The sequence below is a fragment of the Nocardia sp. NPDC127526 genome, from assembly GCF_042672265.1.
In the GTDB taxonomy this organism is placed as follows: domain Bacteria; phylum Actinomycetota; class Actinomycetes; order Mycobacteriales; family Mycobacteriaceae; genus Nocardia.
The window spans coordinates 73,483-95,139 of sequence record NZ_JBHXVO010000001.1 but is presented as its reverse complement, the minus strand read 5'-3'; the positions used below and the strand labels follow the sequence as shown (position 1 = coordinate 95,139).

Genomic DNA, 21,657 nt, shown 5'->3' with positions numbered 1-21,657 from the left:
TTCGAGCCGGGCGTAAGTCAAGCGCCGTCCGGTCGCGGTACGAACTCGTAGCCAGCCGACGCTGGGTGAGAGACCCGATGATTCGTGCAGGAAAGGACTTTCAACCGATGGCCAGTCCCTCCCGATCGCAGGCAGCCGATGGGGCGACGGCTGCGCGCACCGCGCCAGTCACCACCCTCAGCGAGGAGGATCTGAGTTCGGCCGCGCAACGCGACCGCCGCAAGCGCATCCTCGACGCCACCCTCGCGCTGGCGTCCAAGGGCGGTTACGACGCGGTCCAGATGCGAGCGGTCGCCGAACGCGCGGATGTCGCCGTCGGCACGCTCTACCGCTACTTCCCGTCCAAGGTGCACCTGCTGGTGTCCGCACTGGCCCGGGAATTCGAGCAGTTCGAGGGACGCCGCAAGCCGCTGGCCGGGGCCACCCCGCAGGAGCGCATGCACCTGCTGCTGACCCAGGTCACCCGGGCCATGCAGCGCGACCCGCTGCTCACCGAGGCCATGACGCGCGCCTTCATGTTCGCCGACGCCTCCGCCGCCGCCGAGGTGGACCGGGTGGGCAAGGTGATGGACCGCTTCTTCGCCCGCGCCCTGGCCGACGACAACCCCACCGATCGCCAGCTCGCCATCGCCCGCGTCATCAGCGATGTGTGGCTGTCGAATCTGGTTGCGTGGCTGACCCGCCGGGCCTCCGCGACCGATGTGACCGAGCGCTTGGAACTCACCGTCGATCTGCTCATCGGCGGCAAGGAGTGAGCGACTACACATAGCGCGAACGCCCACCGTGCATACGCACGAGTAACAAAGGAGGTCTGCCCGCCCCCGGAGAGCGGACAGGCCTCCTTTGCCGTTGCTGGAACATCACTGGTCAGAGGCACAGCGCCCGCGAACGATTCGCGGAATTCGGACATTCGGTGAACGACATGCAAGTGTCCTGTAAACGCTATGTATCACCACCAGAACGAGTGGGCAATCAATACCCAGTACCATCACTCGCGCCCTGAAAAAACTCCTCCGATCATTAGGTTGGATGCGTGAGCGCACAGGATTTGCCACTGGAACTTCGCCGTGCGTTGTCGGCCATCGCCCGCGTGCCGCGGCTGCTGGTCGCATCGGACTACGACGGGACCATCGCGCCCATCGTTTCGGACCCGGCGAAGGCTTATCCCCACCGGGAGTCCGTGAGTGCGCTGCGCGCGCTCGCCGGCCTCACCGGAACCACTGCCGCCGTGATCTCCGGGCGCGCCCTGCGTGATCTCGCGGCCCTGTCCCGGCTGCCCGTCGAGGTGCAGCTGATCGGAAGCCACGGTTCGGAATTCGATGTCGGCTTCGTCCATGCCATCGACAACGACGCCAAACAACTACTGCAGGAAGTGCAGGCGACGCTGACGCAGATCGCGACCGACAATCCGGGCGCGACCGTCGAGATCAAACCGGCCAGCGTGGCCCTGCACGTCCGCAATGCCAGCCCCGAAATCGGCCGCCGCGCACTGGTTCAGGTGCGGCAGGGCCCGGCCAGCTGGGTCGGCGTCCAGACCACCGAGGGCAAGGAGGTCATCGAGCTCGCCGTCGTGGAAACCGACAAGGGCGCGGCGCTCGATATCGTCCGGCACCAGCAGGGCGCCTCGGCGGCGGTGTTCATCGGCGACGACGTCACCGACGAGAAGGCCTTCAAACGGCTGTCCGGACCCGATGTGGGCATCAAGGTCGGCGACGGCGAGAGCCTCGCCGAATTCCGGGTCGCCAGCACCGAGGAGGTGTCCAAAGCCCTCGCCTACCTGCTGGAGGAACGCCGTACCTGGCTGGCCGGGGCCAGCGCCCCCCGAATCGAGCGGCTGACCATGCTGGCCAGCCCGCGCACCAAGGCCCTGGTCACCCCGGACGGCACCATTACCTGGCTGTGCCATCCGGAACCGGATTCGGCGGCGGTGTTCGCGCACCTGCTCGGCGGACCGGGCGCGGGCCACTTCACCATCCAGCCCGAACGCGCCGGCCTGCCGCTGTCCCAGCGCTACAAGGACGGCACCATGACCGTCGAAACCCGCTGGGCCAGTCTGCAGGTCGTCGACTACCTGCCGCACGACGTCGTCCCCGAGCGCACCGACCTCACCCGCATCATCACCGGTGACGCCAAGGCGGTCGTGACCTTCGCGCCGCGGCCGGAATTCGGCCAGGTGCCGGTGCGGCTGGTGCGCGCGGCCGGCGGGCTCGTGGTGCAGGGCACCAACGACCCCATGGTGCTGCGCTCCCCCGGCGTCGAGTGGGAGATCATCGACGAGGGCAATCACCACACCGCCCGCGCCGTGGTGGATCCGCGGCAGGGGCCGATCATGCTGGAGTTGCGCTGCGGCACCTCCGATCTGGCGCCCGCCATGACGCCCGAATCGGACCGGCGGCGGGAAGCCGAACGGTACTGGTCGGATTGGGCCGGCACGCTCGAACTGCCGCCGCTCAAACCGGATCTCATGAAGCGGTCCGCGCTCACGCTGCGCGGCCTGGTGCACGCCCCGTCCGGATCCATTCTGGCCGCGGCCACCACCTCGCTGCCCGAGGACATCGGCGGCGTGCGCAACTGGGACTACCGCTACTGCTGGCTGCGCGATGCCTCGCTCACCGCCTCCGCGCTGGTGTCCCTGGGCTCGCTGACCGAGGCCGAGGATCTGCTGGACTGGGTGCACCGGGTGCTGGAGACCCTGCCCGGACCCGAGCGCCTGCACCCGCTCTACACCCTCTACGGCGAGACCCTGCCGCCCGAGGCCGTCATCGACCAGCTGCCCGGCTATGCCGGATCGCGGCCGGTGCGCGTCGGCAACGCGGCGAACATGCAGGTGCAGCTGGACGTGTTCGGCCCCATCGTGGACCTCATCTCCCAGCTCGCGCACGCCCGCGAGAAGAAGGGCATCACCGATCCGAAAAAGGCGTTGCCGGACGCGGATTGGGAGCTGGTGCACGCCATGGTCTCGGCGGTGCAGCGGCGCTGGCGCGAACCCGACCACGGCATCTGGGAGATTCGCGGCAATCCGCGCCACCACGTGTATTCCAAGGTCATGGGCTGGCTCACCGTGGACCGGGCGCTCACCCTGGCCCGCCAGTTCGACCGGCCCGGCGATCCGGAATGGCAGAAGCTGCGCGACACCATTGCCGACGAGGTGAAGGTGGAAGGCTGGAACGAAGAGGTCCAGTCCTACACCGCCGCCTACGAGGGCACCGACCTCGACGCCGCCACCCTGCACATCGGGCTCAGCGGGCTCATCGACCCGTCCGATCCGCGCTTCGCGGCCACCGTCGTGGCGACCGAGGCGGAACTGCGCAGCGGTTCCACCGTCTACCGCTACCACCACGACGACGGCCTGCCCGGCGGCGAAGGCGGCTTCCACCTCTGCGCCGCCTGGCTGGTCGAGGCCTACCTCCTCATCGGCAAGCGCGAAGACGCCGAAGCCCTCTTCGCCCAGCTCGTCGACGTCGCCGGCCCCACCGGACTCCTCTCCGAGGAATACGACCCGGTCGCCGAACGCTCACTGGGCAACCACCCCCAGGCCTACAGCCACCTCGGCCTGCTCCGCTGCGCCCAACTCCTGAGCCAGCCGGTGGCCGCACTGACGTAAGCCGCGTCACAAACGCAGAAAAGCGGCCCTTGCGAACGGAAGTTCGCAAGCGCCGCCCGCGGTTTGGCGCCACAAGTGGGCGAAAATTTATATTGAAAAGGTTTGGTTTTTTTTTATTGTTTAAAGTGTTACCCCCCCGGGACGTGCTCCTGAGCCCCAAAATCCTCACCCCCGGGGGGCCCCCAGTCCCTCACGCGGCCCCACTACCCAAAATATGGCCCCCTGGCCAAGTTATTTGCTAATGGGCCGCCGTCGTTGTGCCTCGACATGTGCGCTACATTTTAATGGCAATCGTTTTCGTTTTAGTTAAGTGTTTCAGGAGTACCCCCGCGTGACCAAGAGCTTCGCCCGAGGATTCGCCGTGTTCGCCGCGGGTCTCGCCACAGTGGCGACCCTGACCGCCTGCGGAAGCGCGAAGAACGATTCCGGAGAACTATCCATCGTCGCCTCCACCAATGTCTGGGGCGATATCACCAAGGCCATTGCCGGCCCGGACGTGAAGGTCGAGTCGCTCATCTCGGACCCGTCCGCCGACCCGCACTCCTACGAGGTCACCGCCGTCGAGGCCGCCAAGATCACCGACGCCGACCTGGTCGTCTACAACGGCGGCGGCTACGACGAGTTCATCGACAAGGCCATCGACGGCAAGGACAAGAAGGCCGTCAACGCCTATCAGGTCGTCACCGGCGAGATCGGCGACGCGCACGGCCACGGCAGCACCGAGACGCCCGGCGCCACCGCGGAAGCCGGACACGGCGACGAGCACGCCAACGAGCACGTCTGGTACGACGTGGCCGGCGTGAAAGAGGTCGCCGAGCACATCGCCGAGAGCCTCGGCGAGCTCGACCCCGACCACAAGCAGGCCTATGCCGATCGCGCCGCCGCGTTCGCCGGTCAGCTGAGCGGCATTTCCGCCATCACCGCGAAGACCGCCGCCGAGCATCCGAATCAGCCGGTCCTGCAGACCGAGCCGCTGGCCTACTACCTGCTGGTCGATTCGAAGGTGAACGACCGCACCCCGCACGAATTCCAGGAAGCCGTCGAGCAGGGCACCGATCCGGCCCCCGCCGATGTCGCCGCCGTGCGGGACCTGCTGACCGGCAAGCAGGTGCGCGCCCTGGTCTACAACATCCAGACCGAGGACAAGACCACCAAGGACCTGCGCGCCCTGGCCGAGGCCAATGGCGTGAAAGTCGTCGAGGTGACCGAAACCCTGCCGGAGGGACTGGATTACATTCAGTGGATGACCCGCAACGCCCAGGCGCTCGCCCAGGCCCTCGCGTAGTCCGGCATCCTCGTGCCCGCCACCCTCGCTGCCCACACCGGGAGCACCACCATGAACACGAAACCATCCACAGCTGTGGATAATTCATCCACGGGCTCGGCCATCGAGCCCGCACCCCTGCCGAAAAACGTTGCGGAGAAGGAAATTCCGGGTCCCGATTCGGCAACGGCCGCGGTTCCGGCGGTGCGGCTGTCGAACGCCCGGCTGTCCTTCGGCGAGCGAACCCTGTGGCAGGGCCTCGATCTGGACGTCGCGCCGGGTGAGTTCATCGCGGTGCTCGGGCCCAACGGCTCGGGCAAGACCTCGCTCATGCGCATGCTGCTCGGGCAGCTGGCGCTGTCGGAGGGCGCGGCAGAGATCGCGGGATCGCCCACGCGCACCGGCAATCCCGATATCGGCTACATCCCGCAGCAGAAGACCATCGAGGCCGGCACGCAGCTGCGCGGCGTGGATCTGGTCGGACTCGGCGTGGACGGGCACCGCTGGGGCCTGGGCCTGCGCGGGCGCAAGGAGCGACGGCGCAAGGTGGCGCAGGCCATCGCGGCGGTCGGTGCGGAACATTTCGCCTACGCCCCGCTGGACGCGCTCTCCGGCGGCGAACAGCAGCGGCTGCGCGTCGCCCAGGCGCTGGTCGGCGATCCCCGGGTACTGCTCTGCGATGAACCGCTGCTCTCGCTCGACCTGGCCAATCAGCGCCTGGTCTCCGAGCTCATCGACAAGCGGCGGCACACCCACGACACCGCCGTGCTGTTCGTGACGCACGAGATCAATCCGATTCTGCCGCTGGTGGATCGGGTGCTGTACCTGGTGGACGGCAAGTTCCGGATCGGCACGCCCGACGAGGTCATGACCTCCGAGGTGCTCTCCGAGCTGTACCACACCGAGGTGGACGTGCTGCGGGTGCGCGGCCGGCTGGTGGTCGTCGGCACCGGCGACACCATGGACGCGCTCGGCGAGGCGGGCGCCCAGCATTGCCACGGCGAGACCCCCGAGGTGCGGCCGTGATCGACAAGCTCTCCGGCGTCTTCTCCAAGATGTTCGACTTCTCCACCACCGCGCACCTGCTGTCCTACGACTTCGTGCAGCAGGCGGTGCTGGCCGCGGCCCTGCTGGGCCTGCTGGCCGGGGCCATCGGCCCGCTCATCATCAGCCGCCAGATGTCCTTCGCCGTGCACGGCACCAGCGAGCTCTCGCTGACCGGCGCGGCCGCGGCGCTGCTCGCCGGAGTCGGCGTGGGACTGGGCGCGATCTTCGGATCCGTGGTGGCGGCCGTGCTCTTCGGCGTCCTGGGTTCGCGTGCCCGCGAACGCGATTCGGTGATCGCCGTGGTGCTGTCCTTCGGCCTCGGTCTGTCGGTGCTGTTCCTCTGGCTCGGCCCCGAGCGCGCGGGCTCCAAGTTCTCGCTGCTCACCGGTCAGGTCGTCAGCGTCGGCTACAGCGGTCTCGGCCTGCTGGCCACCTGCACCGCGGGCGTGCTCATCGTGCTCGCCGCCATCTACCGCCCGCTGCTGTTCGCCAGCTCCGATCCGGAAGTGGCCGTCGCCCGCGGTGTTCCGGTGCGCGCGCTGTCCATCGTCTTCGCCGTGCTGCTCGGCATCACCGCCGCCTTCGGCGTCCAGATCGTCGGCGCCCTGCTGGTGCTGGCCCTGCTGATCACCCCCGCCGCCGCGGCCGGTCAGCTCACCGCGGATCCGGTGAAGGCCACCATCCTCGCCATCCTCTTCGCCGAAACCGCCGCCGTCGGAGGCATTCTGCTCTCGCTGGCCCCCGGCGTCCCGGTGTCCACCTTCGTCACCACCATCTCGTTCACCATCTACCTGGTGTGCCGCGTGGTCGGATCGCGCACCCGCAACCGCCGCCGCGCCCTCATGCCCGCCTAGCGCACCCTTGTACCCGCGATCTACCGCATGAGGGGCGGCAGATCGCGTCCGCCGCACCCCTTTCCGCGTGACGCCCCCTCGTCCCGCGCCGGAAGGGGTGCGCGCGCAAGCGATCCCGCGCGGGCCACCGCACACGATCCTGCCCGGCCATCGCAAGCGATCCCGTCCAGCCACCGCACACGATTCGGCCCGGCCACCGCACACGATTCGGCCCGGCCACCGCACACGATTCGGCCCGGCCACCGCACACGATTCGGCCCGGCCACCGCACACGATTCGGCCTGGTCATTCCGGCATGTTCTTGGCCGGAATCTCCGCGTGCCAGGGGTGGATCCCGGCCAAAAGCACGCCGGGATGACGAAGGCGCAGCCGCCGTCAGGGCACAGCCGCCGTCAGGGCACAGCCGCCGTCAGGGCACAGCCGCCGTCAGGGCGTAGCCGCCGTCAGGGCGCAGCGCTGCCCTCACCGGCCAGTGCGAACAAGCCCTCGGGGGTCTGCTCGATCAGGCCGTCCACGAGCAGCGAATCCAGGGCGCGGTCGCGCTGTCCAGGGTCGCGAGTCCAGGCCAGGTCCAGGCGGATTCGCTCGACCGGGCCGGGGGCGTCGCGGAGGACGTCGAGCAGGCGGCCGCGGGCCTGGCGGTCGGTGCCCTCGTATTTCTGGACGCGGCGCACCACCTCGGAGGCCGGGCGGCCCGCCGACACCCAGGCGCAGGACGGCAGCGGGCAGCGGGCGCAGTCGGGATTGCGGGCGGTGCAGATCAGCGCGCCCAATTCCATGAGGGCCGCGGACATGACGGCGGCGCGGTCGACGCGCGCGGGCAGCAGGGCCTCGGTCTCGCCGAGATCGCGGGCGGCGGGATTGCCGGCCTCGGCCCGGCCGTGCACGGCGCGCGCGACCACGCGGCGAACATTGGTGTCCACCACGGGAACTCGCTGCCCGTAGGCGAAGCAGGCCACGGCGCGGGCGGTGTACGCGCCGATGCCGGGCAGGCTCAGCAGGGTGTCCACATCGGCCGGAACCACATCGCCGTGGTCGCGCGCCAGCACCTGGGCGCACTCGTGCAACCGGAGCGCGCGGCGCGGATAGCCGAGTTTGCCCCAGGCGCGCAGCACCTCGCCCTGCGGCGCGGCGGCCATGGCGGACGGCACCGGCCAGCGCACCACCCATTCCCGCCAGATGGGCTCGACCCGGACCACCGGCGTCTGCTGCAGCATGATCTCGCTCATGAGGATCTGCCAGGCGCTCACGCCGGGCCGCCGCCACGGGAGATCACGGGCCGTCGCCCCGTACCAGTCGATCAGCGCATCGCTATCCATTGCCACCAGCTCACCATGTCCGTGGGGTATCTGCCAGCGGGTAGTTGCGGGACCGTAACGCCACGGACTCGCCGGTAACCGATCCGCTATGGAGAATGGGACGCATGCCGCATACCAACCCGATCAGTGCCTGGAAGGCCCTGCGCGAGGGCAACGAGCGCTTCGTCAACGGCACGTTGCAGCATCCTAGCCAGGGCGCCGTCGACCGGGCCAAGCTCGTCAGTGGACAACAGCCCTCGGCGATCCTGTTCGGCTGCGGCGATTCCCGCGTGGCCGCCGAAATCATCTTCGACCAGGGCCTCGGCGATATGTTCGTGGTCCGCACCGCGGGGCACGTGGTGGACTCCTCGGTGCTGGGCTCCATCGAGTACGGCGTGCAGGTGCTGCACGTGCCGCTCATCGTGGTGCTCGGCCACGACAGCTGCGGCGCCGTGCGCGCCACCATCGACGCCCTCGATCACGGCAATGTGCCGGGCGGATTCATCCGCAGCGTGGTCGAACGGGTGACACCGTCGATTCTCATCGGCCGCCGCGAGGGCCTGGAGACCGTCGACGAGCTCGAGGCCAGGCACGTCGAGGAGACGGCGCGGCTGCTCATGCAGCGGTCGATGATCATCTCCCAGCGCGTCGCCACCGGCGAGTGCGCCATCGCGTGCATCACCTACAACCTGGCCGAGGGCCAGATCAAGCTGCACCGCGTGATCGGCAATATCGGCGAGGTGGTGTAACCGGCCCGCGGAATTTACCCGGCGCGTAGGCTGTTTCACCTCCGACACGCCGAGACCCTGCGGCTGCTGCGCCCGACCGTGCCCTTACCGTTGTCACCGTGCTGGAACCCAATGGACCACTGCCGCCGGAAATCTACTGGCGCCGTCGCCTGGTGGCGATCGGCGCGCTGGTGGTCGCCACCGCGCTGGTGATCTGGGTGGCGTTCGCGCTGCTGCGCGGCGGCGGCGAGGACAAGCAGGCCGACGCCGGAGCCACCACTTCCGCCGAGGCCACCAACAAGGCCGCCGGCAGCTCCTCCGCCCCGTCCGAGTCGGGCAAACCCTCCGGCAGCACCACCAGCGGCAGCGCGGCCCCGGTCGCGCAGGGCCAGTGCCCCGATCAATCCCTCGCCGTGAAGGTGAATGTCGGCCAGCCCACCTATAAGACCGGTGAGCAGCCGGTGTTCGGCATCGTCATCACCAATATCTCCAGCGCCGCCTGTGAACGCGATATGGGTTCGGGCCTGCAGCTGGTGTCGGTGCAGTCCCTGGACGGCGCGCGCCGGCTGTGGGCCAGCACCGACTGCTATCCGGACGGCACACCGGATGTGCGGACCCTGAATCCCGGCCAGCAGGCCGCCTTCACGGTCACCTGGACCGGCTCCACCTCGCAGCCCAGCTGCGCGGGCGAGCGCGTGCCGGTGCCGCCGGGCCCCTACACCGTTGTGGCGCAACTCGGTTCGGTGCGCAGCGCCCCGGAGCCGTTCAATATCGCCTGACCGCTGTCATTCCGGCGTGCTCTTGGCCGGGATCCACCCCGGCGCACGGTGCTTCACGCGTAGCCGTGCTCGCCCAAGCGCGCGATGCCTTCGCGAATCCTGCGCGCCAGTTGGGCATTCACGCCGTCGACCGCCTCCAGCTCGGCCTGCGAGGCCTCCAGCAGCGCCCGTAGCGTGCCGAACACGCCCACCAGGGGTTCGACCCTGCGGAAGGGCACCCGCGGGATCTGGGCGAGCAAACGGTAGCCGCGCGGGCCGACGGCGGTGTCGAGGGCTTCGAGGGTGGCCGGATAGCCCAGCGACGGAGCCAGATTCGACAGCTCCAGCAGATCCGGCTCCACCAGCCCGTCCAGCCGGGTGAGCGCGCGATCCACCTGCGCCTCCCCCGCCGCCTCCGCCACCACGTAGTCGCGCACCAGCAGCCGGCGCAGATTCTCGGTGTCGGCGACCAATTCGCTCAGCTGCAGGGCCAGCTGCCGGCCGTCCACCCCGAGTTCCATGACGTCCTGGTCGATCTCGCCGGCGGTGCGCCGCATGAGCTCCAGGCAGTGCAGCACCGTGAGCACATCGCGCAGCGTCGCGAAATCCTCGATCTCCAGCCCCGACAGCCGCCGCGTCACCTCGTCCAGCCGGATCCGGTAGCGCTGCAGGGTGGCCATGGCCTGATTGGCGCGGGTCAGGATGGCCGGGGTGGTCTGCACCAGATGCCGCGCCCCGTGCACGTACACGGTCACCAGCCCGGTGGAACGGCTCACCGAGACCACCGGATATCCGGTGTGCGCCGCGGTGCGCTCGGCCGCCTTGTGCCGGGTCCCGGATTCCACCGTGGGCAACGCCGGATCGGGCACCAGATGCACATTGGCGCGCACTATCCGGGCGCCGTCGGTGGAAAGCACCACCGCGCCATCCATTTTCGATAATTCCCGCAATCGGGTCGGCGCGAATTCCACATCCAATTCGAATCCGCCGTCGCAGATCCGCTCCACCCGCTCGTCATATCCGAGCACCACCAGACCGCCGGTGTTCGCCCGCAGAATTCGATCTATCCCGTCCCGCAATTGCGTTCCGGGCACCAGTCGCGCGATCACATCCCGCACCGCGTCCGCCGAATTCTCGTGCCCTCCGGGCGAATCCGCCGCGGGCCCGTCCGGAGTCGTCCCGGTGCGGCCCAGCAGCCCGCTCATCCACCGCCCGGCCATTATTCGGCCATTTCCGCGGCGTCGGCGCGCGGTCGGCCGCCGCGCCGCTGCCGCAGCCCGACGATCGCCAGCGCCGCACCCAGATCCGGAACCTCGCGAATGGTCATCTTGCGGCCCGTGCGCTCCACCCCGGTCGGCACCAGCGCCTCGGTGAACCCGAGCCGCTCGGCCTCGGCGAGGCGGCGGCTGAGCCCGGTCACCTGCCGCACCTCACCGGCCAGGCCGACCTCGCCGAGCACCACCATGCCCTTGGGCAGCGCCCGGTCGGTCGCCGCGCTGGCCACCGCCATGGCCACGGCCAGATCCGCGGCCGGTTCCACCAGCCGCATACCGCCCACGGTCGCCGCGTACACATCGCTCTTGGCGATGAAAACCCCGCAGCGGCTCTGCAATACCGCCAGCACCATGGCCACCCGGTTGTAGTCCAGCCCGCTGACCGCGCGCCGCGGCGCGGGCGCCTGGGTGTCCACGGTGAGCCCCTGCACCTCGCCCAGCATGGGCCGCTTGCCGTCCATGGCCACGGTGACCGCCGTGCCCGCCACCGAGGTCTCGCGGTGGTGCAGGAACAGCCCGGAGGGGTCGTCCACGCACGCGATGCCGGCCTCCCGCATCTCGAAGCAGCCGACCTCGTCGGTGCTGCCGAAGCGGTTCTTGATGCCGCGCACCATGCGCAGCGTCGAATGCTTGTCCCCCTCGAACTGCAGCACCACGTCCACCAGATGCTCGAGCGTGCGCGGCCCGGCCACCGCGCCGTCCTTGGTGACGTGCCCGACCAGCAGCACCGCGATACCGCTCGCCTTGGCCAGCGAGGTCAGCGCCGCGGTCACCGACCGCACCTGGGTGACGCCGCCGATCACGCCGTCGGCGTCGGCGGCCAGCATGGTCTGCACCGAGTCCACCACCAGCAGCGTCGGCCGCACCTGCTCGACATGCCCGAGAATCGTGGCCAGATCGGATTCGGCCGCCAGATAGACCTTCTCGTGCACCGCCCCGGTCCGGTCCGCCCGCAGCCGCACCTGACCCGCCGATTCCTCCGCGGTCACGTACAGCGCGATCTCGTCGCGCGCCCGCGCCCACCGGTGCGCCACCTCGAGCAGCAGCGTGGACTTCCCGACCCCCGGCTCGCCCGAGAGCAGCACCACCGAGCCGGGCACGATGCCCCCGCCCAGCACCCGGTCCAACTCCGACACCCCGGTCCCGCGCGCCTGCGTGTGCGTCGAGTCGATGCTCGAGATCGGCGTCGCCGCGGTGCTGGGCAGCATGGCGCGCCGCCCCACCGCCACCGCGGCGGACGAGGTGGCCATCTCCTCGATGGTTCCCCACCCCCCGCACCCGGGACAGCGGCCCACCCACTTGGCGACCTCGTGCGCGCAATCCGCGCACCGGTACAGCGATTTCACCTTGGCCACGCCCGGCAGCCTAGCCAGCGGCCCCGACAGTTCCATGCATCCGGGGACCTTCACGATTCTTTCCGGTCACCGGGCCGTCATCACTGTGAGATGCGCGCATCGTCAAGGCCCCGAAACAACAAAACCCGCTTCGGTGATCCGAAGCGGGCCCTGTCGTAACCGTCTCGTGTCTCAGTGGCCGCCGGCCGGCTTCGGCTCGCTCTCGCCGCCGGACTTCTCGTTCACGACGCGCTCGAGCTCGTGCCCGGCGTCGACCGGAACGTTCACCACGACGGTGCCGTTCTCCTTGAAGTTGAAGGTGACCGGGTAGGTCAGGCCGGGGGTGATGTCCTTGGTCAGTCCGGTGAACTCGACCAGGATCGGCGTGGCGTCCGGATCGGTCTTGCTCTCGGCCGGGGCCGCCGGGGTGGTGGGCGCGCCGTGCGTGTCGCCGTGCTGACCGGCGGCCTCGGCCGCGCCGGCGCCCTCGGGCAGGTTGGCCACGACGGTCCGCTGCGGGCCCAGCTCGATCTTGCCGCCGATCTTCACCGCGCCCAGATCGGAGGTGATGCTGACCAGCTCGTCGCTCTTGAACTCGCCCAGATTGATGGCGGAGAAGGCCAGCACGGCGCTGCCGCCCTTGGCATTGTTGTACTGCTCCGACTGCGGCAGCAGGATGCGCACGTCGCGCAGCGCCACCTGGCCGACATTGGCTTCGTTACCGTTGACGGCCGCGACCTGGGTCGCGGTCTGCGAGATCTGGCCGGCACCGCAGCCCGACAGCGCGAGCACCGCACCGGCGGCGAATGCTGCAACTGTCACGGCACGCCGTCGCATCTTCGACGCTGAGGTGGCTTTCAGGGCAGTCACGGGTTGTCCTCCATGTCGACCGGCTCACTCCACTATGGAGAGTAGTAGTCAAAGAGAGTAATGCGTGTCCCGCCACGCCTCACACGCGGGCGGTCTCATCCGACGCGCCCCGGAATAGGACACACCCGGTCATGCGTCACAATAGATGCATTGTCGTTTATGTGAGGGTGCGCAGTGCGTATGCGGAGAAGGCATCGGCATATGCGTTCTGACGGAACTGAGCGGTATCCCGTTATGGCACAACAAGATGCACACTCATCGCGTTCTGTCAACCCCCGCCGCTGGCTCGTTGTGGCCCTGACCTGCGCCGTTGATCGCGCCGTTACCGAGTCGCATGTTAAACTGTGAACATCGAAAGGGGCACGGGACACATGATTTTTAAGGTCGGAGACACCGTCGTTTACCCCCACCACGGAGCGGCGCTGATCGAAGCTATCGAAACCCGCACCATCAAGGGTGTGCAAAAGGAGTATCTGGTCCTGAAGGTCGCGCAAGGCGATCTGACCGTTCGGGTTCCCGCTGAGAACGCGGAGTATGTCGGCGTCCGCGACGTCGTCGGCCAGGAGGGCCTGGATCGGGTCTTCCAGGTGCTGCGCGCTCCGCATACCGAGGAGCCGACCAACTGGTCCCGCCGCTACAAGGCCAACCTCGAGAAGCTCGCCTCCGGCGATGTGAACAAGGTGGCCGAGGTCGTTCGCGATCTGTGGCGCCGGGAGCAGGACCGCGGCCTGTCCGCCGGTGAGAAGCGGATGCTGGCCAAGGCTCGCCAGATCCTCGTCGGGGAGCTCGCGCTCGCCGAGGGCACCGACGACGTCAAGGCCGAGACCCTGCTCGACGAGGTCCTCGCCGCGGCCTCCTGACCGTGAACGAAACGCACGGTTCTGCTCTGCTCGCTGAGCAACACCGCCGTGTCGTAGCGTTGGTTCCTGCCGCCGGCATGGGCGTGCGCCTGGGTGCGAATGCACCGAAGGCGTTCGTACCGGTCGGCGGCAGTCCCATGCTCACACTGGCGGTCAGCGGCTTGATCTCCTCCGGTTCCGTCGACGAGGTTGTGGTTATGGTGCCCGCCGAACTCGTCGACGAGACCCGAGCCCTGCTCCCGGTGACCGACACGCCGGTGCACGTGGTGCCCGGCGGCGCCGAGCGCACCGATTCGGTGCGCGCCGGCCTGGCCGCCGCACCCGATGCCACCCATGTGCTCGTGCACGATGCGGCCCGTGCCCTCACGCCGCCGTCGCTCATCGCGCGCGTGGTGGCCGAACTGCGGGCCGGCGCCCGGGCGGTGGTGCCCGCCCTGCCGGTGACCGACACCATCAAGGCCGTGGACGCGGCGGGCGCGGTGACCGGCACGCCCGATCGGTCCGGCTTGCGCGCCATTCAAACTCCGCAGGGCTTCGAGGCCGAATTGCTGCGCGCGGCCTATGCGACCGGAACCCAGGCGACCGATGACGCGGGCCTGGTCGAATTGCTGGGGGCCACGGTGCGGACCGTGCTCGGCGATCCCCTGGCTTTCAAGATCACCACGCCCCTCGATTTGGTATTGGCGAATACACTGGTGGCCCAGAACGATTCCCGGGAGGTGGTGGCGGCCCCATGATCGATCCCACCTCTCTGCGCACCGGTATCGGCAGCGATGTGCATCCCATCGAGCCCGGGCGGCCCTGCTGGATGGCGGGCCTGCTCTTCGACGGCGACAGCGGCTGCGCCGGTCATTCCGATGGCGATGTCGCGGCGCACGCGCTGTGCGACGCGCTGTTGTCGGCCGCCGGCCTCGGCGATGTCGGCGCGGTTTTCGGCACCGGACGCCCGGAATGGGAAGGCGTTTCCGGCGCGGCCATGCTGAAGGAAGTCCGGCGGCTGCTGGACGAAGCCGGCTTCACCATCGTCAATGCCGCAGTGCAGGTGATCGGCAACCGCCCCAAGATGGGGCCGCGCCGCGCCGAGGCGCAGCAGGTCCTGGGCGAGATTCTCGGTGCCCCCGTATCGGTTTCGGGCACCACCACCGACGGCCTGGGTCTGACCGGCCGCGGTGAGGGCGTGGCGGCCATCGCCAATGCCCTGCTCTGTTGTCGGTCCTGAAGTCGTACCGGCGTTAACGCGATTTCCTTTCACGGCGAACCAACAGCCGTATCCGCCCGAATTCCGCCCTATCCCAGAAGCTAGGATGCTCTGTCGTGACTCTGCGCCTTTTCGACACCGAGACGCGGACCCTGCGTGAATTCACGCCGCTGGTCCCCGGCCACGCCTCGGTGTACCTGTGTGGCGCGACCGTGCAGGGTGAACCGCACATCGGGCATGTGCGCAGCGGCGTGGCGTTCGACGTATTGCGACGGTGGCTGGGCGCCAATGGTTTCGATGTCGCCTTCATTCGCAATGTCACCGATATCGACGACAAGATCCTGAACAAGGCCGCCGAGCACGGCCGGCCGTGGTGGGAATGGGCCGCCACCCACGAGCGCGCCTTCGACCGCGCCTACGAGACCCTCGGTGTGCTGCCGCCGTCCGCGGAGCCGCGCGCCACCGGGCACATCACCCAGATGGTCGACATGATGGAGCGGCTCATCGCGCGCGGGCACGCCTATCCGTCGGAGGGCAATGTCTACTTCGATGTGCTGAGCTATCCGGAATACGGGCAGCTGTCGGGGCACAAGCTCGACGATGTGCACCAGGGCGAGAGCGCCGGGCAGGGCAAGAAGGATCAGCGCGACTTCACCCTGTGGAAGGCCGCCAAGCCGGGTGAGCCGAGCTGGCCGTCGCCGTGGGGTCCGGGCCGGCCGGGCTGGCATCTGGAATGCTCCGCCATGGCCGAGTTCTACCTCGGACCGGAATTCGATATCCATTGCGGCGGAATGGATCTGGTCTTCCCGCATCATGAGAACGAGATCGCGCAGTCGCGCGCGGCCGGGGACGGGTTCGCCCGCTACTGGCTGCACAACGGCTGGGTGACCATGAGCGGCGAGAAGATGTCCAAATCGCTGGGCAATGTGCTGTCCATCCCCAATGTGCTCGAACGCGTCGGCGTGCGGCCGGTGGAGCTGCGCTTCTACCTGGGCAGCGCGAGCTACCGGTCCATGCTGGAGTACTCCGATCACGCGCTCACCGAGGCCGCGACCGCGTATCAGCGGATCGAGGCCTTCGTGCACCGGGTGGTCGAGCGCGCGGGCGATGCTCCGGTCGGAACCTGGACCGAGGGTTTCGCCGAGGCGCTCGACGACGATCTCGCGGTGCCCAAGGCGCTGGCCGAGATCCATCGCGTGGTGAACGACGGCAACCGGGCCCTCGAGTCCGGCGATCTGACGGGTGCGCGCCTGCTGGCCGGTCAGGTCCGGGCCATGCTGGGTATTCTCGGCGTGGATCCGCTGGACTCGCACTGGGCCGCGCCCGCCGACAATTCCGCCGCCATCGGCGCGCTCGATGTGCTCATCGGCGCGGAGTTGCAGCGCCGCCAGCAGGCCCGCGCGGACAAGGACTGGGCCACCGCCGATGCGGTGCGCGACCGGCTCAAAGCCGCCGGTGTGGAGGTCACCGACACCCCGCAGGGTCCGGAGTGGACCCTGACCAAGGAGAATGGGTAACCAGCACCGCCATTCGGCGGCACAAGATTTACAGTGGCGCAGCCGTTCGCTGCGTCGTCCGGATGCAGGTATCCCGCATGATCGACCGTGAGCGGGTGCGCCCGCGGCCGGCTCGATGCGGGATGCCCGCGTGATACGGAAGGCGAAGTGATGGCAGGGAATTCTCAGCGACGCGGTGCGGTGCGCAAGTCGGGCAGCAAGAAGGGGCAGACCGTCGGGTCCGGCGGGCAGCGCCGCCGCGCCCTCGCACCCAAGGGCGCCACCCCCAAGGCCGAGGATCGCGTCTATCACCCCGCGGCCAAGCGCGCCAAGGCCAAGGCCAAGGCGGAGGCCGGCGCCGCCAAGGCCCGCACCCGCGATGCCAACCGCCCGATTCCGGGCCGCAAGGACAATGAGGGCCCGGAGCTGGTGCTGGGCCGCAATCCGGTGGTGGAGTGCCTGCGCGCCGGCGTGCCGGCCACCGCGCTGTTCGTGGCCGTGGGCACCGAGAACGACGACCGGCTCACCGAATCGGTGAAGATCGCCGCGGATGCGGGCATCTCCATTCTCGAGGTGCCGCGCACCGACCTGGACAAGATGAGCCACAACGGCATGCACCAGGGCCTGGCCCTGCAGGTGCCGCCGTACCGCTACGCCCATCCCGACGACCTGGTCGACAAGGTCCGCGCCTCGGGTGAGCCCGCACTGCTGGTCGCGCTGGACAATATCTCCGATCCGCGCAACCTGGGTGCGGTCATCCGCTCGGTGGCGGCCTTCGGCGGTCAGGGCGTGGTCATTCCGCAGCGCCGCAGCGCCAGCGTCACGGCCGTCGCCTGGCGCACCAGCGCCGGTGCGGCCGCCCGGCTGCCCGTCGCCCGCGCCACCAATCTCACTCGCACGCTGAAGGATTGGGCGAACCAGGGCTTCCAGATCGTGGGCCTGGACGCCGGCGGCGACACCACCCTCGACGAATTCGACGGCAGTGCACCGACGGTCATCGTGGTCGGCTCGGAGGGCAAGGGCCTGTCGCGACTGGTGCGCGAGACCTGCGATTCGATTCTGTCGATTCCGATGGCCGGTCCGGTCGAGTCCCTCAACGCGTCCGTGGCCGCGGGCGTGGTGCTCGCCGAGGTCGCACGCCAGCGCCGCGCCTGACACCGAACCACGGCGCGAACTTGCCTCGTCATCCCGGCGTGCTCTTGGCCGGGATCCACACCCTCAGTGCGCCAACGAATGTCGTGGATTCCGGCCAAAAGCGCGCCGGAATGACGGATTGGCGACCGATCCTGCGCGTCAGCCTGCCCACAGGCGGCCTGCGACCGTAAAATCGGGCGGTGGTCATCCCCGAGAAGCCCATCGGCCCAACCGTCGAGCACGAGTATGCGACGACGGTGCTGCTACTCGGGGTGCTCAGCGTCTTCTGCTGCGGCATCCTCGGACCGGTGGCCTGGGCCATGGGGCGGCGGGCGCTCAATGAGATCGAGGCGTCCGGCGGTGAGTACGGCGGCCGGGTGCAGGTGGTGGTCGGCTATGTGCTCGGTATCGTCGGCACCATTTTCATGATCATTATGGGCACCTTGTTCCTGCTCATGGCCATCGGCGGAAACGCCTGAGGCTCAATCCAGCCCGGGTCGCGCCTCGCCGCCGGTGACGGCGTCCCAGCCCGGCCATTCGGTGCTCACGCTGCCGCTCCACTTGGGCTGGCGGCGATCCTTGAGCGCGGCCACGCCCTCCCCGCCGTCGGCGCTCTTGGCGACATAGTCGTTGAGCTCGGTTTCCAAGCGGCCCACGGTTTCCGGGGTCATGGCCGGGGCCTCCCACAGCAGGCGCTTGGACAGGGCGACCGGGAGCGGGGCGGACCCGTGCGCGATATCGTGCGCCACGGCCAGGGCGGTGGGCAGCACTTCGCTGGCGGGCAGGACCGAATTGGCCAGGCCCATGGCCCGCGCCTCGTCGCCGTCGAAGGTGCGGCCGGTGAGCAGCAGATCGGCGGCATTGGCGCTGCCGATGAGCCGGGGCAGGGTCCAGTGCGCGTACCCGTCGGCGAGCGCGCCGCGGCGAACCTGGTTGAGGCCGTACACCGCATCGCGGGCCACGTAGCGCAGATCGCACTGCAGCGCGATCTCCAGCCCGATGCCGACGGCATGCCCGTTCACCGCGGCGATGACGGGCTTGCGGATCCGGAACGGCGGCGGATCGATGAGGCCATTGACCTCACCGACCTGCAGCGACAGATCCGCGCCCGCGCAGAAGGCGGGCGCGGTGCCGGTGATGACCACCGCGCCGATGGCGTCCTCGGTATCGCAGCGCCGTAGCGCCGCACCGAGTTCGGCGGCCATGGCGGGAGTCAGCGCATTCTGCTGGGCGGGACGATTCAGAGTGAGGACGGCGACGCCGCCGGAGACGTCGACGTGCAATTCCGAACTCATACGCGCAAATCCTAGTGCACCTGCCGCTTCGCCACGCCCGAGCGGAATTCAGCGGAGAATTTTGCGGCCGATCGCGTACTTGTGCACCTCGGTGGGCCCGTCGTAGAGGCGGAAGGCGCGCATATCGCGGAAGATCATCTCCACCACGGTCTCATCGCTGATGCCGATGCCGCCGAGCACCTGCACACAGCGGTCGGTGACCTTGAACAGCTCCTCTGAGACATACGACTTGGCGATGGAGCTCTCGTGCCGGGCCTTCTCGCCCTGATCCATCAGCCAGCAGGCGTGCCAGATGGTGAGGCGGCACTGGTGCAGCGCGATCTCGTTGTCCGCCAACATGAACGACACGCCCTGATGCTCGCCGATGGGCTTGCCGAAGGCGGTGCGGGTCTTGGCGTAGTCGACGGCGATGGACTGCGCCCGCTCGGCCGCGCCCAGCCAGCGCATGCAGTGCGTGAGGCGGGCGGGGGCCAGCCGCAGCTGGGCGTAGCGCAGCGCCTGGCCGGTCTCGCCGAGCACGGATTCGCGCGGCAGCACCAGGTTCTCGAAGTTGACCACCGCGTGGCCGCCGACGTAGTTGCGGTCCATGGTGTTCATGACCCGCTCGATGACGATGCCGGGAGTGTCGCCGTCGGTGAGGAACAGCGTCGGGCCCTCGGGCAGATGCGGGTTGGCGGCCAAGCGCGCCATGATGATCCAGGTCTTGGCCCCGTCGGCGCCGGTGATCAGCCATTTGCGGCCGTTGACGGTGAAGTTCTCACCGTCGAAGGTGGCCTCGGTGGCCAGCTGGTTGGGGTCGGAGCCCGCGCCGTTCGGTTCGGTCATGGCGAAGACGGACCGCTGGTGGCCGTCGATGACCGGCTGCAGGTATTTGGCGGTCTGCTCCGGGTTCGCGATCTTGGAGAGCAGGAACATATTGCCCTCGTCGGGGGCGGCGCAGTTCATGGCGACCGGGCCGAGGGTGGACCAGCCGGCGGCCTCGTACAGCACGGCCTGCTCCACATGGGTCAGCCCGCGACCGCCCAGTTCGACCGGGGCCTGAATGGTCAGCAGCTTCTCGGCCCGGGCGAGCTCGACCAGTTCCTGGCGCAGGTCGTCGTTCGGGCCGTGCGCGGTCAGCCGCGGATCACGCTCGAAGGGGACGATTTTGTCGATGACGAACTGCCGGACCCGATCACGTTCGGCGGCGAGCTCTGCGGGAATCGAGAAGTCGATCATTGGTCACCCATTCGTTCCGATGTGGCTGCGAGCCGAGCATACGACGCCGACCCCGGGCGACTGAAGGCACCCGCCATCAAATTCTGATCCGGCGCAGGAACGCCTCGACTTCGGCCCGGTAGACCTCGGGTTTCTCATCGTGGATCAGATGTCCGGCGCCCGGAACGAGGACATGCCGCGCATCGGGATGCACCGCGGCCATCTCGCGCATCTGCCCGGGCGGGGTGATGGTGTCCTCGCCCTCGATCAGCAGTGCCGGGACGGTGATGGATTTCCACTCCGCCCAGAAATCGCGGGTGCCCCACTCCTCGGAGATATCGCGGAAGGTGGCGACCTCACCGTGCAGCCGGTACCCCTCGGGACCGCGCTCGAAGGAGTCGAGGAAGTAGCGACCGGCGACCGGGCCGAAGAACTCGACCATGGCGGCCTCGTCGGCGAACGGCTGCGGCCACGCCTCGATCATGGCGGCCCAGTGCGCGGCGGTGCGGCCGCGGAAATCGGGCGCGATGTCCTCGACCACCAGCGCCCGCACCCGCTCCGGATGCGCCGCGGTGTACACCCACCCGTGCAGGGCCCCCATCGAATGCCCGATCACCACCATGGGTTCGGTAATGCGCGCGGTGGCCGCTTCCAGATCGGCCACGAAGGCTTCCGTGGTGAGCTCGTCCGGCGCGGGGCGGCCGTGCCCGGCGGCGTCGAACGTGTACACGTGCCCGAATTCACGCAACCAGTCCAGCTGACTCCGCCAGGTGCGGGCACTGCCCATCAACCCGTGCAGCAGCAGAATCGGCGCGCCCGCGCCGCCCTCGTCGTACAACACCATGCCGACAATACGACGACCCTCCTTCCCTTTTCGTGCCCGCCGCGGGTACCGCGGCGGGCACGAGGAATCCCATGGAGTGGGGAGTAACCTCCACTCCATGGCAGTCGTCAAGATCAACGCAATCGAGGTCCCCGAGGGCGCGGGCCCCGAACTGGAGAAGCGCTTCGCGCACCGCGCGCACGCCGTGGAGAACTCCCCCGGCTTCCTGGGTTTCCAGCTGCTCCGTCCCGTCGCCGGTGACAACCGCTACTTCGTTGTCACGCAGTGGGATTCCGAAGAGTCCTTCGCGGCTTGGCGGGACGGCCCGGCGCGCGAGGCGCATGCCGGCGAGGCCCGCAAGCCGGTCGCCACCGGCGCCTCGCTGCTGGAGTTCGAGGTGGTCCTGGACGTGGCGGGCAAGCACGCCTGATTGACGTATGGCCAGGTGAGCTGTCACAGTTCGAGATGAAGTACGCGACGGTGGCGAGTAACCCGGTGTGATTCCGGGGCGGTCGCGCCACTGTAGTTCCAAGCACTCGAGCCGAGTCAGGTGAAGTGCCGGGAGAGCCAGACACCGGCACCGTCGCACCCAACTCGATGGGGACGCGAAATCCCCAAGGAGG

At 68.8% G+C, this 21,657-nt stretch carries 21 protein-coding genes and 1 riboswitch; of the genes, 14 read left to right on the top strand and 7 right to left on the bottom strand.

Going from position 1 to position 21,657, the window contains the following annotated elements; genetic code table 11:
- Positions 1–107 precede the first annotated feature (107 nt).
- The 5 genes from kstR to ACFVIV_RS00465 all read left to right on the top strand — a co-directional run bounded on the left by kstR (position 108) and on the right by ACFVIV_RS00465 (position 6,769).
- On the top strand, positions 108–755 hold the full coding sequence (gene kstR, locus ACFVIV_RS00485; RefSeq protein WP_379192344.1) for a cholesterol catabolism transcriptional regulator KstR: 648 nt from the start codon (positions 108–110) through the stop codon (positions 753–755).
- Between the two features lie 278 nt (positions 756–1,033).
- Positions 1,034–3,604: a trehalose-phosphatase gene (gene otsB, locus ACFVIV_RS00480; protein WP_379192342.1), complete on the top strand. Its 2,571-nt coding sequence runs from the start codon at positions 1,034–1,036 to the stop codon at positions 3,602–3,604.
- A gap of 331 nt (positions 3,605–3,935) precedes the next feature.
- Complete coding sequence (locus ACFVIV_RS00475; RefSeq protein WP_379192340.1) at positions 3,936–4,889, top strand: metal ABC transporter solute-binding protein, Zn/Mn family; 954 nt, start codon at positions 3,936–3,938, stop codon at positions 4,887–4,889.
- A 144-nt stretch (positions 4,890–5,033) separates the two neighbouring features.
- Complete coding sequence (locus tag ACFVIV_RS00470; RefSeq protein ID WP_379193095.1) at positions 5,034–5,894, top strand: metal ABC transporter ATP-binding protein; 861 nt, start codon at positions 5,034–5,036, stop codon at positions 5,892–5,894.
- A gap of 29 nt (positions 5,895–5,923) precedes the next feature.
- Positions 5,924–6,769: a metal ABC transporter permease gene (locus ACFVIV_RS00465; protein ID WP_379193094.1), complete on the top strand. Its 846-nt coding sequence runs from the start codon at positions 5,924–5,926 to the stop codon at positions 6,767–6,769.
- A gap of 443 nt (positions 6,770–7,212) precedes the next feature.
- On the opposite strand, the gene ACFVIV_RS00460 is transcribed toward ACFVIV_RS00465, so the two are convergent.
- Positions 7,213–8,088 (bottom strand): A/G-specific adenine glycosylase, encoded by an 876-nt coding sequence (locus ACFVIV_RS00460; protein WP_379193093.1) that lies wholly within the window; start codon positions 8,086–8,088, stop codon positions 7,213–7,215.
- A gap of 104 nt (positions 8,089–8,192) precedes the next feature.
- Between ACFVIV_RS00460 and ACFVIV_RS00455 the strand changes: the two genes are divergently transcribed.
- Entirely contained in the window at positions 8,193–8,816 is a 624-nt protein-coding gene (locus tag ACFVIV_RS00455) for a carbonic anhydrase (RefSeq protein WP_379192338.1), read from the top strand.
- 98 nt (positions 8,817–8,914) lie between these two features.
- Positions 8,915–9,574, top strand: coding sequence for a hypothetical protein (locus ACFVIV_RS00450; RefSeq protein WP_379192336.1), 660 nt, complete (start codon positions 8,915–8,917; stop codon positions 9,572–9,574).
- 53 nt (positions 9,575–9,627) lie between these two features.
- Here the strand turns inward: ACFVIV_RS00450 and disA are convergent, their stop codons facing one another.
- From disA to ACFVIV_RS00435, 3 genes are all read right to left on the bottom strand, one after another.
- Positions 9,628–10,758: a DNA integrity scanning diadenylate cyclase DisA gene (gene disA, locus ACFVIV_RS00445; protein WP_379192334.1), complete on the bottom strand. Its 1,131-nt coding sequence runs from the start codon at positions 10,756–10,758 to the stop codon at positions 9,628–9,630.
- Between the two features lie 14 nt (positions 10,759–10,772).
- A complete protein-coding gene (gene radA, locus ACFVIV_RS00440) occupies positions 10,773–12,182 on the bottom strand; it encodes a DNA repair protein RadA (protein ID WP_379192332.1) in 1,410 nt (469 codons plus the stop codon).
- Positions 12,183–12,353: 171 nt separating this feature from the next.
- On the bottom strand, positions 12,354–12,983 hold the full coding sequence (locus tag ACFVIV_RS00435; RefSeq protein ID WP_379192330.1) for a hypothetical protein: 630 nt from the start codon (positions 12,981–12,983) through the stop codon (positions 12,354–12,356).
- Positions 12,984–13,402: 419 nt separating this feature from the next.
- On the opposite strand from ACFVIV_RS00435, the gene carD reads away from it, so the two are divergent.
- From carD to ACFVIV_RS00405, 6 genes are all read left to right on the top strand, one after another.
- Positions 13,403–13,891, top strand: a complete 489-nt coding sequence (gene carD, locus ACFVIV_RS00430; RefSeq protein WP_019931623.1) for an RNA polymerase-binding transcription factor CarD — start codon at positions 13,403–13,405, stop codon at positions 13,889–13,891.
- Positions 13,892–13,917: 26 nt separating this feature from the next.
- Positions 13,918–14,628, top strand: coding sequence for a 2-C-methyl-D-erythritol 4-phosphate cytidylyltransferase (ispD, locus tag ACFVIV_RS00425; RefSeq protein WP_379193092.1), 711 nt, complete (start codon positions 13,918–13,920; stop codon positions 14,626–14,628).
- Between the two features lie 14 nt (positions 14,629–14,642).
- Positions 14,643–15,110: a 2-C-methyl-D-erythritol 2,4-cyclodiphosphate synthase gene (gene ispF, locus ACFVIV_RS00420; protein ID WP_379193091.1), complete on the top strand. Its 468-nt coding sequence runs from the start codon at positions 14,643–14,645 to the stop codon at positions 15,108–15,110.
- Between the two features lie 95 nt (positions 15,111–15,205).
- The gene (cysS, locus tag ACFVIV_RS00415; protein ID WP_379192328.1) at positions 15,206–16,606 is read left to right on the top strand and encodes a cysteine--tRNA ligase; all 1,401 of its coding nucleotides are present in this window, start codon (positions 15,206–15,208) and stop codon (positions 16,604–16,606) included.
- 150 nt (positions 16,607–16,756) lie between these two features.
- Positions 16,757–17,740 (top strand): 23S rRNA (guanosine(2251)-2'-O)-methyltransferase RlmB, encoded by a 984-nt coding sequence (gene rlmB / locus ACFVIV_RS00410; protein ID WP_379192326.1) that lies wholly within the window; start codon positions 16,757–16,759, stop codon positions 17,738–17,740.
- Between the two features lie 179 nt (positions 17,741–17,919).
- Positions 17,920–18,198, top strand: a complete 279-nt coding sequence (locus tag ACFVIV_RS00405) for a DUF4190 domain-containing protein (protein WP_379192324.1) — start codon at positions 17,920–17,922, stop codon at positions 18,196–18,198.
- 3 nt (positions 18,199–18,201) lie between these two features.
- On the opposite strand, the gene ACFVIV_RS00400 is transcribed toward ACFVIV_RS00405, so the two are convergent.
- From ACFVIV_RS00400 to ACFVIV_RS00390, 3 genes are all read right to left on the bottom strand, one after another.
- Positions 18,202–19,014 (bottom strand): enoyl-CoA hydratase/isomerase family protein, encoded by an 813-nt coding sequence (locus ACFVIV_RS00400; RefSeq protein ID WP_379192322.1) that lies wholly within the window; start codon positions 19,012–19,014, stop codon positions 18,202–18,204.
- 48 nt (positions 19,015–19,062) lie between these two features.
- The gene (locus tag ACFVIV_RS00395; protein WP_379192320.1) at positions 19,063–20,232 is read right to left on the bottom strand and encodes an acyl-CoA dehydrogenase family protein; all 1,170 of its coding nucleotides are present in this window, start codon (positions 20,230–20,232) and stop codon (positions 19,063–19,065) included.
- Between the two features lie 76 nt (positions 20,233–20,308).
- Positions 20,309–21,052 carry an alpha/beta fold hydrolase gene (locus ACFVIV_RS00390; protein ID WP_379193090.1) on the bottom strand — a complete coding sequence of 248 codons (744 nt, stop codon included), beginning with the start codon at positions 21,050–21,052 and terminating at the stop codon, positions 20,309–20,311.
- Positions 21,053–21,152: 100 nt separating this feature from the next.
- On the opposite strand from ACFVIV_RS00390, the gene mhuD reads away from it, so the two are divergent.
- On the top strand, positions 21,153–21,464 hold the full coding sequence (gene mhuD, locus ACFVIV_RS00385; RefSeq protein ID WP_379192319.1) for a mycobilin-forming heme oxygenase MhuD: 312 nt from the start codon (positions 21,153–21,155) through the stop codon (positions 21,462–21,464).
- A 9-nt stretch (positions 21,465–21,473) separates the two neighbouring features.
- A riboswitch (cobalamin riboswitch) is annotated at positions 21,474–21,612 on the top strand.
- Positions 21,613–21,657 lie beyond the last annotated feature (45 nt).

Bases quoted from the DNA above. Each gene is read 5' to 3' on its own strand.
- kstR (WP_379192344.1), top strand. From the start codon at position 108: ATGGCCAGTCCCTCCCGATCGCAGGCAGCCGATGGGGCGACGGCTGCG.
- ACFVIV_RS00465 (WP_379193094.1), top strand. From the start codon at position 5,924: ATGTTCGACTTCTCCACCACCGCGCACCTGCTGTCCTACGACTTCGTG.
- ACFVIV_RS00460 (WP_379193093.1), bottom strand. From the start codon at position 8,088: ATGGATAGCGATGCGCTGATCGACTGGTACGGGGCGACGGCCCGTGAT.
- ACFVIV_RS00455 (WP_379192338.1), top strand. From the start codon at position 8,193: ATGCCGCATACCAACCCGATCAGTGCCTGGAAGGCCCTGCGCGAGGGC.
- disA (WP_379192334.1), bottom strand. From the start codon at position 10,758: ATGAGCGGGCTGCTGGGCCGCACCGGGACGACTCCGGACGGGCCCGCG.
- carD (WP_019931623.1), top strand. From the start codon at position 13,403: ATGATTTTTAAGGTCGGAGACACCGTCGTTTACCCCCACCACGGAGCG.
- rlmB (WP_379192326.1), top strand. From the start codon at position 16,757: ATGGCAGGGAATTCTCAGCGACGCGGTGCGGTGCGCAAGTCGGGCAGC.
- ACFVIV_RS00400 (WP_379192322.1), bottom strand. From the start codon at position 19,014: ATGAGTTCGGAATTGCACGTCGACGTCTCCGGCGGCGTCGCCGTCCTC.
- ACFVIV_RS00395 (WP_379192320.1), bottom strand. From the start codon at position 20,232: ATGATCGACTTCTCGATTCCCGCAGAGCTCGCCGCCGAACGTGATCGG.
- mhuD (WP_379192319.1), top strand. From the start codon at position 21,153: ATGGCAGTCGTCAAGATCAACGCAATCGAGGTCCCCGAGGGCGCGGGC.